We start from the raw sequence: 18,513 nt of genomic DNA, 5'->3' as shown, positions 1-18,513 counted from the left end.
GAAATTTGTTAATATTTTATAAAAAGAAATAAATTATAACCTTGTGTATTAGGCTAATTTAAATATTTTTGTACGGAATTTTAACATTTTAAGTTTCGGTCTAAAATGCCAGAATTTAACATTTTAAGGTTCAGCTGATTACCTAAAGAACATTGTTCTTTTTGAAAAGAATGCCTTTTTTGCTTTAAGCAACCAAAAACAAATTTACAAACAAATACCTACTGATATATGATGAGAAAATTACTTTACTCGTTTTTATTTTTATTTTTTGCTTATTCTTCTTTTGCGCAGATTGTATTCACAGATAATACTCCAGGTACACGAAGCTGGGCAGTTCCACAAGGTGCTACCCAAGTAACCGTTGAAATATGGGGTGCTGGTGGAGCTGGTGGAGGTTCGAGAAATAATAATGTTGGTGGTAGCGGCGGCGGCGGCGGCGGTTATTCTTTAAAGACATTTTCGGTAACAGCAGGTCAAAATATTAGTTATACTATTGGGAGTGGTGGAACTGGAAGTACTGGTAATGGGACTGCTGGAGGTGCGACAACGCTAACTTACACAGCTTCAAATTCGCTTTTGGCTAATGGAGGAGCACGTGGTATTCAAAATAACGGAGCAACTACAGGAGGAGCTGGTGGTACAGCATCTGGTGGTACAACAAATTTGCCAGGCTCCAATGGTAGTTCTGGTAGTAATATTGGAGGGAATGGCGGAAATAGTGGAAATACTCCAAATACAGGAGGTGCGGGAGGTGTAGGTGCTAATGGAGCAAGTGGAATTATACCCGGCGGCGGCGGCGGCGGTGGCGAAAGAGCTGGTAGTGATCGATCTGGAGGAGCTGGCGCAAACGGGCAAGTTAGAATTACATATACTCCAAGTTATCAATACCAAATTATATCTTCAAATACTGGATCTACAACATGGTGTGCAGGAGAAACCAGAAATGTTTCGGTTACTATAAAAAATACTGGTTCAAAGGCTTGGACAGATACGCCCTCGTCAGATTTTAATATCGGAATCAAATGGAATACTAATGGAACGAGTTGGACTGATTATAATGTAAGAGTCGATGCTGGAAATTTGGCTCCAGGTGATACTAAAACATACACTTTTACAATTACTGCAACCAATAGTGGAGGTGCTACAGATGGTACTCCTTTAGCGGCAGGAATAAATAATCTTACTTTTGATGTTGTTTATGAGCTAGTCGCTTGGTTTGGAGATAATCATAGCGGAGTACGACCAGGTAATGCAGTACTAAAAACGGGAGATCAAACTATAGTAGCATCACCTCTTAATAGAACTATTTCTGTAACATCGTCACCAGTTTGTTCAGGTTCAGGCACAACTATTAATGTTGCGAATTCGGAACTTGGCGTTAGTTATCAGTTAAGAAATGGAAGTACTAATATAGGAACTCCAGTTGCTGGTTCAAACGGAACGATTAGCTTACCTACAGGTAATTTAACGACAGATACTACTTTTAATGTACTCGCTACATCAGCTTGTGGAAGTTCACTACAAATGTCCAATACTTCTACAGTAAATGTGACTCCACTTCCAACACCAGCCAATGCGGGTTCAGATCAAATTGGAAATAGCGCTTCTTTCACATTGGCCGCGAATGCGCCTACAGTAGGTACTGGAGCATGGTCAGTTGCTAACGGGCCAAGTACATCGGCAAGTCAGTTTAATAGTACTACTAGTCGTACTGCTACATTTACTCCAGCGGTTTTGGGAACATATGTTCTGAATTGGACAATTACCAATGGTGGTTGTACATCTACAGATCAGGTTGTCATTTCTACTTGCGTTACCAATTTAATAAAAAATGGTGACTTTAGTAATGGAACAACTGATTGGACAAGAGCTACTACAAAAGGATCGTATGTTGAGGTTTATGATGAAAGTGTTTATTTCGGAAATAGCAACAATACTAATATTACTGCAGAATTGGATTCGCAAGCTTCATTAGGTCAAAATGTAACCGTTGTTCCAGGTGTTACCTATACTTTAAGTTTTCTTTATGCTCGAAGAACAGGATCCTCCCCTACGACTGCGGTTGATTTTAAAATAATAGATGGATCAAATACCATATCAAGAACTTTTACGACTAATGATACTACTAACACACCTGTATTTATTAGTTTTCCATTTACACCGACAAGTTCGTCAATATGGATTGAATTCTACAACTCTCTAGAAACTACTACTCTTGGGTCTATTATTGATAACATTGCTTTGATTCCAAGCTCACAAGTGGTGCCAATTGCTACAACAACGCCTAAAGGAACTTATAAAACCTTAGAGGCTTGTGAAGGAGTGCCTATTCAATTAGATGTCGAGAATGTTTCGGCATCTGGTGTAACCTATTCTTGGACAAGTACATCTTCTGGTGTGACGTTTTCATCACCTACAGCTAAAAATCCAACAATAACTTGTACGGGCACAGGAATTAAGAACGCAACAGTCGTGGTAACTACTGCCGGTGGATGTCCAAGTAGTCCTTCTACTACATATGTGAATATAAAAGCAGCTCCAACAGTTTATAATGTGACAGGCGGAGGATCTTACTGTTCGGGAGGTACTGGTGTTGCTGTTGGTCTCTCTAATTCGACTACAGGGGTAAGCTATCAATTGAAATTGAATGGAAATAATAGTGGAAGTCCTATGTCAGGAACAACAGGATCGGCAATTAACTTTGGATTAAAAACAACAGCAGGAACTTATACTGTAGTTGCTACAAACGCTTCTCCAAATAGTTGCTCTTTGAACATGAACGGAAGCGCAGTAATTACTGTAGATCCAGTTTCTGTTGGAGGAAGCATTTCAGGTAGTACAACAGTTTGTTTAGGAACTAATAGTACTACTTTGACATTAAGTGGTCATACAGGGTCAGTTACGAAATGGCAATCTTCACCATCGAATACATTTTCACCAGTTACTGATATTCCTAATTCTGCGAATACATCTTTAATAGTATCTAATTTGACAGCAACTACTTATTATAGAGCTGTGGTTAAAAGTGGTACATGCTCTTCTGCCGATAGTGGTACAGGAACAGTAACTGTAAATCCAAACAATACAGTATCGTTGACTTCAGCTGTTGGTACAAATACGCAGACTGTATGCATCAATACTCCGATTTCAAATATTACTTACTCAACAAACGGCGCAACAAGTGCAACTGTGACAGGTCTTCCAGCCGGAGTTATAGGAGGTTGGTCAGGAAATGTAGTGACGATAAGTGGTACTCCGACAGAAAGTTCTGCAACACCATATACTTATACTGTTACATTAAATGGCGGATGTGGAACAGTAACAACTACAGGAACAATAAGAGTAAATCCAATTAATACGGTATCGTTGACTTCAGCTGCGGGTACAAATGCACAGACTGCATGCATCAACACTCCGATTTCAAATATCACTTACTCTACCACTGGTGCAACAAGTGCAACTGTAACAGGTCTTCCAGATGGAGTTACAGGAAGCTGGTCAGGAAATGTAGTGACTATAAGCGGAACTCCGACAGTAAGTTCGGCAACTCCATATTCTTATACTGTTACCTTGAATGGCGGATGCGGAACAGTAACGGCTACAGGAACAATAAGAGTAAATCCGATCAATACAATTGCCTTAACTTCAGGAGCAGGTACAAATGCACAATCTATATGTTTTAACTCAGCAATCACAGACATTACTTATGCGACTACTGGAGGAAATGTAGTTATGTCTTCAGGTTTTCCAACTGGACTTAATATAGCATGGTCAGGAAGTGTTTTAAGAATTAGCGGAACCCCAAATGTAAGTTCTGCAAGTCCTTATAATTATACTGTTGCGTTGCAAGGTGCTTGTGAAACTGTTACACTTTCTGGAACAATTACAGTAAAACCAATACCTACAACCCCAACAATTACAAAAAACAACGATGCTGCATGTAATACTTTAGGAAGCATAACAATAACAGGTTTATCTGGAAACTGGACTGTTAATCAAACAGGAGTAACGGCTCTGCCAAAAAGTTATCCTGGGCCAGGTGCTTCTTTAGCTATTCAAGATTTAGCAGCAGACACCTATAGTTTTACTGTTACAAATAATGATACAGGTTGTACTTCAAGTGCAGTTACTGTTACAATAACAGATACAAGCTCTAATACAGATTGGGGACCTTCAGGATGGACAAATGGAGAACCTGATGGAAGTAAAAGTGTTACGATTTCGTCTTTAGCAAATGGTCAGCCTTTTTCACTGGCTAAGCCAAATATAACAGCATGTTCTCTAACTATTACAGTTGGATCGGATGTAATTATACCATCGGGAGTAACTTTGGAAATCACAAATAAGGTAACAAGTAATGGTAAATTGGTGTTTGAAAGTGGCTCAAGCTTAATACAAACTACCAATGTACAAAACAGTGGAGATATTGTATACAAAAGAGCAACTTCAATTCGTCGTTTTGACTTGACTTATTGGTCTAGCCCTATCACTTCAACGAAACAAGATGGTTTTATGATGAAAGATTTATCTCCAGAAACTTTATTTGACAAGTATTCCTATTGGTCTTCTAGTTTCAAGTGGGCAACAGATCTTTACGGCAATATGGAAATGAAACCTGGGATAGGCTATAGCATTAGAGGTCCGCAGTCTTTTAGCATTGAAACTCCTGCTGAATTTATTGGAAAATTCTCAGGAATACCTAATAATGGAGACATTCCGATTTCAACCACGCCAGATAAATATCTTCTTATCGGAAACCCTTACCCATCTGCTATCGATGGCCGAAAATTTATTACCGATAATGGAGATGTTGGAGCACTATACTTCTGGACGCATGTATCGCTGCCAAAAAAAGCGGAAGGAAGCAATACCTACAGATACAGCAGTCCAGATTATGCAGTATTCACATTGCTTGGAGCAACAAGAGCTACAACTGGAGGCGAGACTCCTTCGGGATATATCGGTGTAGGTCAAGGTTTCTTTATAAAACCAAAAGTTACTTCGATTAAATTTAATAATGGCCAGCGTGTAAAAGCAGAAAACTCGCAATTTTTTAAAACTACCGCAAAAGAAGCTGCAATTGAAGTAAACCGCTTATGGTTAAATCTAAGCAATACCGACGATGCCTATAAACAAATATTGATCGGATACGCAGAAGGCGCAACAAACAGCTTCGATTACAATTATGATGCTGTTACATTAGCAGGAAACACTTACGTAGACTTCTATACTATTAATGAGGCACAAAAGCTGTCTATCCAAGCGAGAAGTTTGCCTTTTGACAATACAGAAAGAATTCCTCTTGGCTATAAATCAGTCGCTGAAACTCAGCTTACCATCTCGATAGATCATGCAGATGGATTTTTTAACAAACAAGCGGTTTATCTGGAAGATAAAACAACAGGAACAATAACAGATCTTCGCGCTACAAATTATACTTTCAAAACTGGCATCGGAACTTTTACAGATCGTTTTGTATTACGTTACACCAATAAAACATTAGGAACCGACGACATAGAAAGTCTTGAAAATAGTGTTTTGATTTCTGTAAAAAACAAAACAGTTAGTATTACTTGTTCTAAAGAAACGATCAAAGATGTTACTATTTTCAACGTTGGCGGTCAGTTAGTATACAGCAAATACAAAGTGAATTCATCAGAGTTGCAAATTACAAATTTACACTCTAGTGATCAGGTTTTATTAGTTAAAGTAACTTTAGAAAATGGTTCTATAATTACTAAAAAAGTGATTTTTTCTAATTTGTAGTAAAAAATAATATTTCTTCAAATGCTCATTCTTTTATTAAAGAATGGGCATTTTTTTTATAGAAAAAATCCCTAAATCTGGGTATTGTGTTTTTAATTATGGCTTTATAATTTAGTTTAATTCTTACAATATTAAACTTTAATTACACCGTTTTGATTAAAAATATATTTTATTCGTTAATACTAATTTTGATATGCTCTCAAACGCTTTTCTCACAGCAAGGAAAAATTGACAGTTCATTTAACGCTTTAGATGATGGCCAAAATGGAGATGGATTTGATAATACTGTGCGTACACTTCTTCTTCAGAAAGATGGAACTTTACTTGTAGGAGGAGATTATCTGAGTTTGAATGGAGCAGCAACTTCATATCTTACTCGTTTAAATCCAGAAGGGTCTATCGATGAAAGTTTCAATACAGGTACGGGTTTCAATGGTAAAATTTATGCTTCTTGTTTGCAGTCAGATGGGAAAATTATAGTTGGAGGAAACTTTACAAGTTATAACGGAATTAGTGCGGGAAGAATAATCCGTCTAAACGAAGATGGTTCTTATGATGCCACTTTTAATACAACAATTGGAGCAACTACAGGAATTGTTTATGATATTGCCGTACAGCCTGATGGGGAGATAATTATTGTTGGCAGTTTTACAAAATATAATAATAGTACAGTAAATAGAGTGGCACGTTTATTACCAAACGGAACACTCGATTCTACTTTTTTAACAGGTTCTGGATCTGCATTAAACATTACACACGCAAAAGTTTTATCTGATCAGAAAATACTTCTCACAGGCAATTTTACAGTATTTAACGGTGTTTCTGCTAATCGAATCATTCGATTAAATGCCAATGGAACTTTTGATTCTACCTTCAATAGTGGTATTGGCTTTAATGATGATGTTAATGCCATAGCGTTACAGCCTGATGGGAAAATGGTTTTAGGAGGTAACTTTACCCTTTTTAATAATACTGTCGCGAATAGAATTATTCGATTGAACGAAGATGGGACTAAAGACGAAAGTTTTGTAACAGGTTCTGGCTTTAGTAAAGAAGGAGTTTCAGCAATTAGAATTAATAAGAACGGTGATATCATGGTTGGAGGATCCTTTACAGGATTTTACAATACTACTGAAGCGTTAAGATTGATTTTTCTGCAATCTGATGGAAGTATAAAACCAAATTTTGATATCGGCTCTGGACACTGCTTCTGCTTCAGTTTTAGCTTTAGAATTAGACGAAGAAGATTCTTGGTTTGCAGGAGGCTCTTTTACTGTTTTTAATGGCCAAAATCAAGGCAGGTTGGTAAAAATTAGTAGTGATGGCGAACATGATATTTCATATTTGGCTTCTGGAATTGGATTTGACAATTCTGTTCTTAGTATTCTGCCACTTCCAAATAGAAAGATAATAGTTGGAGGCAATTTTAAAAAGTTTAATGGAAATGTTGCTCCCAAAATTACTTGTCTATTAGAAAATGGAATGATTGATCCTGCTTTTAATAATTCAGGAAGTAATAACTTGGTAAAAACTGCAGCATTGCAAACTGATGGGAAGATTATTTTAGGGGGAAATTTTACAAAATACAATGATCTTACCAATAATCGGATTGTTAGAATATTTTCGGATGGAGAAATAGATGAATCATTGAAGACAGGTGATGGGTTTAATGGACAAGTATATACATTAGCAATTCAGCCTGATCAAAAAATAATTGCCGCTGGAGCATTTACAAAGTATAATGGTTCAACAGCTAATACGAGTAGAATTGTTAGAATACTGTCAGATGGAACAAAAGACCCTGATTTTAATATTGGTTTAGGTGCTGACGGAACTATAGAAAGTGTAATTATTCAATTAGACGGAAAGATTCTTGTGGGAGGACATTTTAAAAAATTTAATGATATGCCTTTTGCAGGTTTGGTAAGGTTAAATCAAGACGGAAGTATTGATGCTAGCTTTAATATAAAAGAGGGTTTTGATAAATATGTTTATGCAATTGCACTTCAATCCAATAAGATTATAGTTGGAGGTTCTTTTTTGACTTTTAATAAGGTTTCACAAAAACGCATTCTTCGATTAAATAGTGATGGAAGTCTCGATGCTACATTCCAATCAGGCGCTGGCTTTAGTAAAGGAGATGTTCGTGCTATTTTAGTGCAGCCAGACGATAGAATTTTGGTAGGAGGAAGTTTTTCGGGAACATATAATACTATTGCTTCTTCTAGATTGATTCGTTTACTGCCTTCAGGATTGTATGATAATTCTTTTGTGGCACCATCAAATAATATGCTGTTTGCAATGAAATTTGATGAAGATTATAGATTGATGATCGGAGGGAATTTTAATTCTGTTTCTGGTATTTCAAAACATAGAATTGCCCGTTTAAAACTTTGCGTTAATACCACAGCTTGGGATGGAATTTCATGGTCCAACGGTTATCCGTCTGCAGGAAAAGATGTTTATTTTAAAGAAAGTTTTCCAAATTTGACGACAACTAATATTTGTGGATGTACTATCGAAAAAGGAAAAACAGTAACATTACTTGAAAATAATACACTCAGTATTGAGTTTTCTTATACTGGTGAAGGAATACTTGTTTTAGAAAATTCTGCCAGTTTGTATCAAGATGACGATGATATTGTAAATACTGGAATTGTTCATGTAAAAAGAAAAACAAAGCCAATAATTAGATTCGATCTCACTTATTGGTCTTCTCCAGTGGCCGATATGAAATTATTCGATTTTTCGCCTGAAACACTTTTTGACAAATATTCTTGGTATGATCCTATTGCAGGTTGGAAAACAAACCTTTACGGAAGCATGACTATGGCTTCTGGTCGTGGCTACAGCATTAGAGCTCCGCAAAGTTTTTCTACTACAGAGCGAGCAATATTTAAAGGTGTTTTCAAAGGAATTCCAAACAATGGTAAAATAGAAGTTGAGTTGATTGCCGCAGATCGTTTTTATCTAGTTGGTAATCCATATCCATGTGCCATAAGTGCAGATGATTTCTTAACAGAAAATGAGCCGAAAACAAAGGGAGCATTATACTTCTGGACGCATAACACTCCGCCTAGAATTACAATTCCAGGAACTAATACCTATCGATATACTAATGATGATTATGCAGTTTACAATTTATTAGGAGGTGTTGGCACAAGCTCAGCTTTAAGTTCTGGAGTTAGTAATGATGCACCTAACGGTACAATTGCTTCGGGACAAGCCTTTTTTGTAAAAAGCAACGTAACAGGCTTCCTAGAATTTAAAAACAGCATGAAAGTTCGAGATAAAAATACTTCCTTTTTTAGACCAGCTCCAAACTCACAAGCAAAATCTGTTGCCGAAAAGCATAGGTTTTGGCTAAACATTAAAAATAACGATAGTGAATTCAAACAGATTTTACTAGGATATGCAACAGGCGCTTCAAATTCTTTAGATCTGAATTATGATGCAGAATATTTAAGTTCAGGAATGCCATTGGATTTTTATAGTGTAATCGAAAATAAAAAATTAGTAATCCAAGGCCGTGAATTGCCTTTTTTAGAAAGCGATTCAATAGCTATAGGTTATAAAACTACAGTTAGTGATAATTTAAAAATTGAAATAGATCATAAAGATGATTTTTTTAATGATAAACCTATTTTCTTAATCGATAAAAAGTTAAATAAAACGCATGATATTTCTGAACTTCCTTATCAATTTGATTCTGAAGCAGGAACCTTTAATGATCGTTTTTCTATAATTTACTGTAATACAACTTTACGAAACAATATTTCTGATAACCTCTGGAAGGATATTTTAGTATCGGTTAAAAACCACAACATATATATTGATTCTTTCGCTGAAACAATAAAAGAGGTAGTAATATTTGATGTTTTAGGAAATCAGCTGTATAGAAAAGATCAGCTTGAAACCAAAAGAACTTCTATCGAAAACTTGTTCTCTTCTCATCAGGTTTTATTAGTAAAAGTCATTTTCGAAAATGGAAAATCTGCTTCAAAAAAAGTCATTTTTTAAAGACTGAATTGAAAACTTGTCTAATTACTTTTTCTTTTCATAGAATATTGATAAACAGTTAGTTGTATTGTTTGTGTTTTTAAATTAACAGTTTTTTCTTATTTTTTATATTTTCTGAGTTTTAGTGTTAAAATTATGGGTTTAATACTACACAGTGAATTTTTATGTCAATAAAATCGTACCTTGTAGTTGGTTTTTGTCGATGAAATGCATTTTTAATCGACAAAATGATTTTTCTATAAGCCCATGATTTGATTTTTTCTTCAAAAAGCACAGTTTAAAAAACAGTGTTTTATCTGCCTTAAGTTGATTGTTGTAAAGTTGGAGCGCTTCATTAATTCTATATAAAGACTTAGTCTTGTTTATATGGGGCCATAAAGCATTTGTCTTTTTCATTTTGCAATTAATCTTGTTTTGAGTTTGAATTTATTTTTCAATTACTAAAATGCCACAAGATGAGAAAAGATTTACTTACCATGCTGAGTTTCTTCAGCCTTTTATCTTTAGTAACTTATATTGAGAAACCATTAAAATCAAGTAGGAGATTAAGAATTCTGCTAGTTTTAGTTTTATCAATTTTTTATACTACTTCAAAAGCACAAATATCTCATCCATTCACAGCTAGTGGGTCTCTTCTCCTGCCTGCAGGTATGGATGTTGTTACTGTTGAAGCTTGGGGTGCCGGAGGTGCTGGCGGTGGAGCGAAAGTGACACCTCTCGAAGGAAGAAGCGGCGGCGGCGGCGGCGGCGGAGCTTATGCAAAAGGAACAATAACCACAACAGGATTATCGAATTTGAGTTTTGTAGTTGGAGCAGCTGCGACAGGAGGAGCTGGTAATGGAATATCTGGAGGCGCATCATACATAACAGGATTTACAACTGTTTTTAATGCGCCTGGAGGTCAGGGAGGAAATGCTAATATTGCAACAACTTCTACTCCAACTGGCGGAACTGGCGGAACTGGCGCTATTGGAAATCTCGGAACAGCAATAGGGGCAAACGGTACAAATGGTAGAGTTGCTGGATTAAGCTTACTTCTTACGTCTGGTGCTGGTGGGAATGCGGGTAATTATGGTATAGTAGCTGGAGCTGGAGCTGGAGGAGCTGCACAATCTACTCTATTATTAACAGATCTAGCTGGAACTAATGGTGGAACTAATGGAGGAGGAGGAGGAGGAGCTTTAAGTGCAAATGTTGCACAAAATGGGGGGAATGGTGCAAGAGGGTATCTTAATATTACTTATACTTGTAAGACATACAGCTTTACTTCGATATCGGCTCCAAACGTTTGTACTGGAACAACCACACAAGTGCAATTATCGGGGTCAGCGGCTAGTCTGCCGGCTGGTACATATACAGTAACGTACAATAGAAGTCTACCCAATGCGGCAGGACTTACAGAAACGATGGTAGTTGGGGCTGCCGGATCTGGAAGTTTTACCGCAAGGGGCTTGACTACTTTAGGGAATAGCACTATTACAGTTACTTCTTTAACTTCAGTAGATTGTACTTCGTCTATTAGTACAAATAATGCTGTCAATATCGTAGTTAGTGCTCAGCCAACAATAACTTTAGGCTCAACTACAGCCATTTGTGCTAGCGCAAGTTTGCAAAACGTGACATTGCCTTATTCGGCAGTTACGAATGCACCAACAAATTACAGTATAACATGGAATGCAAGTCCTGCAAATAGCTTTGTGCCTGTTGCAAATGCAGTTTTACCAGCAAATTCAATAAGTATTGCGGTTCCTGCTGGAACTGCTGGTGGGACATATACTGGATCGCTAACAGTTAGTAATGCGGCTGGGTGTGTGTCTGCCGCTCCAACAAATTTTACTATAACTGTAAATCCGTTACCTACAATAACTTTGGGAGCCACTACTGCTGTATGCGCAAGTACAAGTGCACAGAGCACAACGTTGCCTTACAGTGCTGTCACAAATGCACCAACGACATACAGCATTACGTGGAATGCAAGTCCGACAAATACCTTTGCAGCAGTAACAAATGCTGCATTACCAGCAAACTCAATCAATATCCCGATACCTGCAAATACTGCGGCGGGAACGTACACGGGAACCTTAACGGTTAGAAATGCAAACGGATGTGTATCATCGGCAAATAATTTTACCGTTATTGTAAACGCGTTACCAACAATAACACTAGGAGCTACTACCGCGGTATGCACAAGTACAGGCGCACAGAGTACAGCTTTGACTTACAGTGCTGTCACAAACGCACCAACGACCTACAGCATTACGTGGAATGCCAGTCCAGCAAATACTTTCGCACCAGTTACAAATGCTACATTGCCAGCAGGTTCAATTAATATCCCTATACCTGCAAATACGGCGGGGGGAACATACACAGGAACCTTAACTGTAAGGAATGCAAACGGATGCGTGTCATCAGCAAACAATTTTACAGTTACCGTAAACCCATTGCCGACAATAACATTGGGAGCCACTACTGCGGTATGTGCAAGTACGAGCGCACAGAGTACAGCTTTGACTTACAGTGCTGTGACAAACGCACCAACGACCTACAGCATTACGTGGAATGCCAGCCCGACAAATACTTTCGCACCAGTTACAAATGCTACATTGCCAGCAGGTTCAATTAATATTCCGATACCTGCAAATACGGCGGGGGGAACATACACAGGAACCTTAACGGTAAGCAATGCAAACGGATGCGTGTCTTCAGCAAACAATTTTACCGTTACCGTAAACCCATTGCCGACCATAACATTGGGAGCCACTACTGCGGTATGTGCAAGTACGAGCGCACAGAGCACAGCTTTGACTTACAGTGCTGTCACAAATGCACCAACGACCTACAGCATTACGTGGAATGCCAGTCCGGCAAATACTTTCGCAGCAGTTACAAATGCGGCCTTGCCAGCAAACTCAATCAATATCCCTATACCTGCAAATACGGCAGCGGGAACATACACCGGAACCTTAACGGTTAGAAATGCAAACGGATGCGTGTCTTCAGCAAACAATTTTACCGTTACCGTAAACCCATTGCCGACCATAACATTGGGAGCCACTACCGCAGTATGTGCAAGTACGAGCGCACAGAGCACAACTTTACCATATAGTGCTGTCACAAATGCACCAACGACATACAGCATTACATGGAGTGCGAGTCCGACCAATACCTTTGCAGCAGTTACAAATGCGGCCTTGCCAGCAAACTCAATCAATATCCCTATACCTGCAAATACGGCAGCGGGAACATACACGGGAACCTTAACGGTAAGCAATGCAAACGGATGTGTGTCATCAGCAAACAATTTTACAGTTACCGTAAACCCATTGCCGACCATAACATTAGGTGCTACTACTGCAGTATGCGCAAGTACAAGTGCACAAAGCACTACTTTGCCTTACAGTGCGGTTACAAATGCACCGACGACATACAGCATTACATGGAATGTGAGTCCGACCAATACCTTTGCAGCGGTTACAAATGCGACCTTGCCAGCAAACTCGATTACTATCGCGGTGCCAGCAAATACGGTGGCGGGAACATACACAGGAACATTAACAGTTTCTAATGCAGCTGGCTGTATTTCGACAGGCAATAATTTTACTATAATAGTTAATTCAGTCCCAACAATTACAACATCAGGAAATTTAATTTCAATTTGTCAAAATGCATTAGAGCAAACAGCTTCTCTGCCATATTCTGCTGTAACAGGTTCTCCAGTTAGCTATTTTATAGACTGGGCATTATTGAATGATCAAGCAGCTACTGCTTTTTCTTTCGATTCGGGAGGAGGAAACATTAATAATATTACTATTCCAGCAAATACACCAGCAGGAAATTACAGCGGAGTACTGACAATTTCTACGTCAAATGGATGTTTGGCAACTCAAGCCGTTTCTTTAACGATTAATGCTGTTCCAACAATAAGTACTGCAGGGGTCTTTACTCCAGTTTGTCAAAGTTCTTCAGCGCAGACTACTACTTTAAGTTACAATTCTACTACGGGTTCTCCAGTTAGTTATGAAATCGATTGGATTGCATTGACAGATCAAGGAGCGACACCGTTTCCTTTTAGTTCTGGATCAGGAGATATTATAAATGTGAATGTTCCAGCAAATGCCACAGCAGGTACTTACAATGGTATAATGACTATTACAACATCAAATGGCTGCCCGTCTACTCAAAATGTTTCTTTAACTGTCAATGCAGTTTCAGTTGCGCCAACTGCTTCAGTAATACAACAGCCAAGCTGTATCAATAATACAGGTGTTATCACGGTTACTTCGCCTGCATCTGGAACAGGATATACATATAGTGTTGATGGAGTAGATTTTAGTAATACTTCGGGAATATTTACAGGTTTGTCTTCTGGAGGTTATAATGTGCAAGTGAGAAATAGTACAACGGGATGCGAATCAGAAGTAACACCAATTACAATAAATGCTTTTGTTACTAAAGTTTGGAATGGAAATGTTAGCGCCAATTGGGGGGATCCTGCAAATTGGACTCCAGCAGGAGTTCCTGTTGCTTCCGACTGTATAGACATTCCAGATGTAGGTGTTGATCCTATTATTTCTGGAACCAATGGAAGTTTTTTTGCCAGTAGATTAACGATTGAAAATAATGGATCATTAATTGTAGAAGAAACAAATTCTTTAACGGTGACAAATGAAGTCAGTGTGTTGGGTAATGGTGTTTTGATTTTTGAAAATAACTCAAGTTTGGTTCAGGTTGCCGATGTCAATAATACTGGAAATATAACTTACAGAAGAAAAACATCTGTAAGACGATTTGATCTTACCTATTGGTCTTCTCCAGTAGTAGGTATTACTATGAAAGATTTTTCGCCAGAAACTTTATTCGATAAATACTCTTACTGGTCTTCTGATTTTAAGTGGGCAACCAATTTGTACGGTACAATGGAAATGGAACCAGGAGTAGGTTATAGCATTAGAGGTTCACAATCTTTTGCGACTGGAACTCCAAGTGTTTTTTCAGGGGAATTTATCGGAGTGCCAAATAATGGAACAATCCAAGCTGCCTACGGCTGCTGCTGAAAAGTTTTGCTTTTTTGGTAATCCATATCCTTCAGCAATTTATGCAGATCTATTTATTCGTGATAATGCCGCTAATTTTTATGGGACACTATTTTTTTGGACTCATAACACCTCTCCTAGAATAACTGTTCCAGGAACTAATACCTATCGTTATACTAGTGATGATTATGCAATATATAATTTGTCAGGCGATACTTCAGTTGGTAATTTAATTGGTACTGGTGCTCCATCACCAGGAAATCAAACTCCGCCAAAAGGGTATATTGCTGCTGGACAAGCATTTTTTGCTAAAGCCAGAACAGGGCAAAGAGGTGTTTTTACAAATTCAATGCGAGTACCTAGCAATAATAGCCAATTTTATAAATCTACGTTAGTTGTAGAAAAACATCGTGTGTGGTTAAATCTTACGAATAAAGAAGGGGCTTTTAAGCAATTACTAATTGGATATATAACAGGGGCGACAAATTCTTTTGATTTTAATTATGATGCGGTTACATTAAATGGAAATCCTTATGTAGATTTTTATAGCATCAATGAAGCCAATAAACTAGTTATTCAAGGAAGAGCAGTTCCTTTTGTTGTAACAGATACCATTCCGTTAGGATATAAGTCTACTATTGAAAAAGGTGATTTCACAATCGCTATCGATCATACAGATGGAGATTTGGCGAGTAAGGATATATTTTTGCACGATAAGGTAACAAATACGGTACATAACCTTAAATCTGGAGGATATACATTTACCTCTGCGCCAGGAACTTTTCTGGATCGATTTGTATTGCGTTATACAGATGGCAAGTCTTTAGGAAACGAAGATTTTGAGAATCAAGATAAGAGGGTTTTTGTTTCGGTTAAAGATAAAAACATCAGATTGCAATCTATGCCTGAGCAGGAAAATCTGGACGAAGTCGCTATTTATGATGTGGGAGGCAAATTGTTATATCGTAAAAAACAAATAGAAAGTAAAGAATGGCTAATACCAAATTTTCAATCTGGCCCTCAAGTTTTATTGGTTAAAATCACTTTAGATAATGGAAATACAGTGACAAGAAAAATAGTATTTAGATAAATAAAAAAGCGGTTGAGTTTTAAGTTCTCAACCGCTTTTTACATTTATTAAGCACTACGCTGTAAATTTTGATGCGTATTGGTAATCGCCCTTTCGTTTTTATAGTCAATCCATTTTTGGCCTTGAATTTTCCGCATCATAATATCAAAATGACGCATAATAAAAACATTGTATGCTGCTTTGGATAAATTGACAATGTTTTTTGGAAACGATCTCAAACTCATAGAAAATCCTGGCGTTAGATATTTCATATAATGCCAATATCCTTCAGGCATATAAAGCATTTCTCCATGTTTTAGATTGGTAATATAGCCTTCGGCATTTTTGAGTGCTGGAAATTTTTCATAATCTGGATGGTCAAAATCTATATCTTCTCTCGAAATTAATGCGTGAGGAACTTTATACATAAATTTTGATTGGCTAGGAGGGAAAATCATACATTGTTTTTCTCCGTGAAAATGAAAATGAAGAATATTCGAATAGTCAATATCATAATGCATAAACACTTTCGAATTTTCACCGCCAAAAAACAACATTGGCATTTGCTTGACTAATTTTAAACCAATTTCAGGCCATAAAAAGTCATTTTTTAACGAAGGAACCTGTTTCATTAAGTTGTAAAGAAAAATACGATAATTGGTAGGCTTTTCTTGTAGTAACTCAATGTAATCGCTCATTTTCATTGTGGTATGCGCCTCGTTGAACCCATCCTCGTGATTTACAGGTCTGTCGTCGTATAAAGGAACGACCAAATCTCCTGCGATTTCTTTCATATAAGATAATTTCCATTTGTTATAAGCTGGCCAATCTTCGGTCAATTCTTCGATAACAACAGGAATTTGTTTTTTTACATATTGGGAAACAAACTCTTCTTTTGAGATTTTTTTTACCCTTTCAATTTGTTTTAATTTCATTTTTATAAATAAAAAAATTGCTTATAACTGTCTGCTACAAGCAATTTAAAAATATTTATTGAGAATTAAGATCTCTATTGACTAAAATTTTTAATCTAATCGATGCTCAAAAGAGGCATTTATAAAAAGTGATTTCCGTAAAAATTTTGCAGCAGTTTCAGATTAATCGGCTGCATATTTGTTATTCCAATACAGCATCATCATTAAAGTAACAATTACAGAAGAAGCAATTCCTTCAAATAATAAACAAATACAATAAGTTGGCACTGATGGATTTCCTCCAAACATGAAAGTTTCAGACAAAGTTCTTACGTAAGCATCTCCACCTCGAGCGTAACTATAAACTAATAAGCCAAATACACTCATAGATACACCAACCACAGAAGTGGTCATTGCAGAAATAGCATTCGATAGAAAATTGGTTTCTCCTTCCTGTAGGTTCATCTGCATTGTCCTGTTAACACCGTAGAATATAAAGAAAACGTTTAGTGTTCTCAGGTAAAACAAATCTGCTAAACCTAGTACATTCATTAATAAAAAATAAATGCCAATTCCGAGGAAAATCAAAAACCCGTTGGTAATTTCTTTAGGTAATTTCATAGTGGTTATTTTTTAGAAGTTAATAGTAAATATTTGAAAAACAGTGTTCTATCAAATTTACTAAAAAAATAACTACGATGATTTAAAAACGGTAAAAACTATACAGTCTGATTTTTTAGAGAAGAATCTATAAAAGCCAAAGAATCCATTTTATCCTGATGAAGCTGTGCTTTTAATGCATCTATCGAACTGAATTTCTGCTCATCGCGAATGTAATGAAGCAAAGAAACTTCGATGCTTTGATCGTAAATATCTTTATCAAAATTAAACAAGTGAACTTCGATGGTTTGCTTTTCGCCATTAACCGTTGGATTAAATCCAATGTTCATCATACCAAAAAGAGTTTCTTCATTTATGGTAGCTTTTACAACATAGACACCGATTTTTGGTATTAGTTTGTAATCTTCTTCAATATTAATGTTAGCTGTAGGAAATCCAATTGTTCGTCCCAATTGTTTTCCTTTCACAATAGTTCCATTCAAGAAATAGTTATAACCTAAATACTCGTTGGCCAAAGCCATGTTTCCTTCATTTAAAGCATTTCTAATTTTGGTTGAACTCACCGAAACATCTTGGATTTCTTCTGCAGAAATTTGTTCTACTTCAAATCCGTATTCAATTCCAAAAGCAATTAAATCATCAATATTGGCAGTTCTATTACGACCAAAACGGTGATCATGCCCAATAATAATTTTTTGAATCTGAAATTTCTCCACCAAAATAGTACGAACAAATTCTTCTGCTGTAAGTCTTGAAAAACTTTCGTTAAAAGGATGAACAATTAAGTTCTCAATACCTGTCGCTTCCAAAAGTTTTATTTTTTCGCCAATCGTATTCAGTAATCTGATTTCAGATTTTTCTTGAAGAACCATTCGTGGGTGCGGAAAAAGGTAAGAACCAGGCTTTCATATTTCCCATTTTCAGTATTCTCAGTAATTCGTTTTAGAATTTTTTTATGACCAATATGCACACCATCAAAGGTACCAAGAGTTAAGATAGTTTTCTTGGTTGACTGAAAATCGTTTATAGAATGAAAGAGCTTCAAAACAAATTATTTAAGATGCTGCAAATTTATACTATTCTGTTTTAA

General features: G+C 36.9%; 7 protein-coding genes and 1 pseudogene. 5 read left to right on the top strand and 3 right to left on the bottom strand.

Features of this window, described 5'->3' with window-relative positions; all coding sequences use genetic code 11:
* Positions 1-228: 228 nt before the first annotated feature.
* The 5 genes from ACPWTF_RS11630 (at position 229) to ACPWTF_RS11610 (ending at position 15,909) form a co-directional block, all read left to right on the top strand.
* Complete coding sequence (locus tag ACPWTF_RS11630) at positions 229-5,766, top strand: T9SS sorting signal type C domain-containing protein (RefSeq protein WP_427875542.1); 5,538 nt, start codon at positions 229-231, stop codon at positions 5,764-5,766.
* A gap of 152 nt (positions 5,767-5,918) precedes the next feature.
* Positions 5,919-7,049 (top strand): delta-60 repeat domain-containing protein, encoded by a 1,131-nt coding sequence (locus tag ACPWTF_RS11625; protein WP_427875541.1) that lies wholly within the window; start codon positions 5,919-5,921, stop codon positions 7,047-7,049.
* A complete protein-coding gene (locus ACPWTF_RS11620) occupies positions 6,952-9,786 on the top strand; it encodes a T9SS sorting signal type C domain-containing protein (RefSeq protein WP_427875540.1) in 2,835 nt (944 codons plus the stop codon). Before ACPWTF_RS11625 ends, ACPWTF_RS11620 begins: the two co-directional genes overlap by 98 nt.
* Before the next feature lie 455 nt (positions 9,787-10,241).
* Positions 10,242-14,840, top strand: a complete 4,599-nt coding sequence (locus ACPWTF_RS11615; protein WP_427875539.1) for a beta strand repeat-containing protein — start codon at positions 10,242-10,244, stop codon at positions 14,838-14,840.
* Positions 14,806-15,909 carry a T9SS sorting signal type C domain-containing protein gene (locus ACPWTF_RS11610; protein WP_427875538.1) on the top strand — a complete coding sequence of 368 codons (1,104 nt, stop codon included), beginning with the start codon at positions 14,806-14,808 and terminating at the stop codon, positions 15,907-15,909. Before ACPWTF_RS11615 ends, ACPWTF_RS11610 begins: the two co-directional genes overlap by 35 nt.
* A 47-nt stretch (positions 15,910-15,956) precedes the next feature.
* Here the strand turns inward: ACPWTF_RS11610 and ACPWTF_RS11605 are convergent, their stop codons facing one another.
* The 3 genes and pseudogenes from ACPWTF_RS11605 to ACPWTF_RS11595 all read right to left on the bottom strand — a co-directional run bounded on the left by ACPWTF_RS11605 (position 15,957) and on the right by ACPWTF_RS11595 (position 18,468).
* Complete coding sequence (locus ACPWTF_RS11605; RefSeq protein WP_427875537.1) at positions 15,957-16,823, bottom strand: cupin-like domain-containing protein; 867 nt, start codon at positions 16,821-16,823, stop codon at positions 15,957-15,959.
* Between the two features lie 162 nt (positions 16,824-16,985).
* Positions 16,986-17,423: a hypothetical protein gene (locus tag ACPWTF_RS11600; RefSeq protein WP_250834827.1), complete on the bottom strand. Its 438-nt coding sequence runs from the start codon at positions 17,421-17,423 to the stop codon at positions 16,986-16,988.
* Positions 17,424-17,521: 98 nt separating this feature from the next.
* Positions 17,522-18,468: pseudogene (locus tag ACPWTF_RS11595) on the bottom strand (bifunctional riboflavin kinase/FAD synthetase).
* Positions 18,469-18,513 lie beyond the last annotated feature (45 nt).

The sequence above is a fragment of the Flavobacterium sp. MMS24-S5 genome (genome assembly GCF_050320125.1).
In the GTDB taxonomy this organism is placed as follows: Bacteria; Bacteroidota; Bacteroidia; order Flavobacteriales; family Flavobacteriaceae; genus Flavobacterium; species Flavobacterium tyrosinilyticum.
This window is presented reverse-complemented; position numbering and strand designations above follow the sequence as displayed.

What these genes read in the sequence shown, in the direction of transcription:
- ACPWTF_RS11630 (WP_427875542.1), top strand. Translation starts at nt 229, where the DNA reads ATGATGAGAAAATTACTTTACTCGTTTTTATTTTTATTTTTTGCTTAT.
- ACPWTF_RS11600 (WP_250834827.1), bottom strand. Translation starts at nt 17,423, where the DNA reads ATGAAATTACCTAAAGAAATTACCAACGGGTTTTTGATTTTCCTCGGA.
- ACPWTF_RS11610 (WP_427875538.1), top strand. Translation starts at nt 14,806, where the DNA reads ATGGAACAATCCAAGCTGCCTACGGCTGCTGCTGAAAAGTTTTGCTTT.
- ACPWTF_RS11605 (WP_427875537.1), bottom strand. Translation starts at nt 16,823, where the DNA reads ATGAAATTAAAACAAATTGAAAGGGTAAAAAAAATCTCAAAAGAAGAG.
- ACPWTF_RS11615 (WP_427875539.1), top strand. Translation starts at nt 10,242, where the DNA reads ATGAGAAAAGATTTACTTACCATGCTGAGTTTCTTCAGCCTTTTATCT.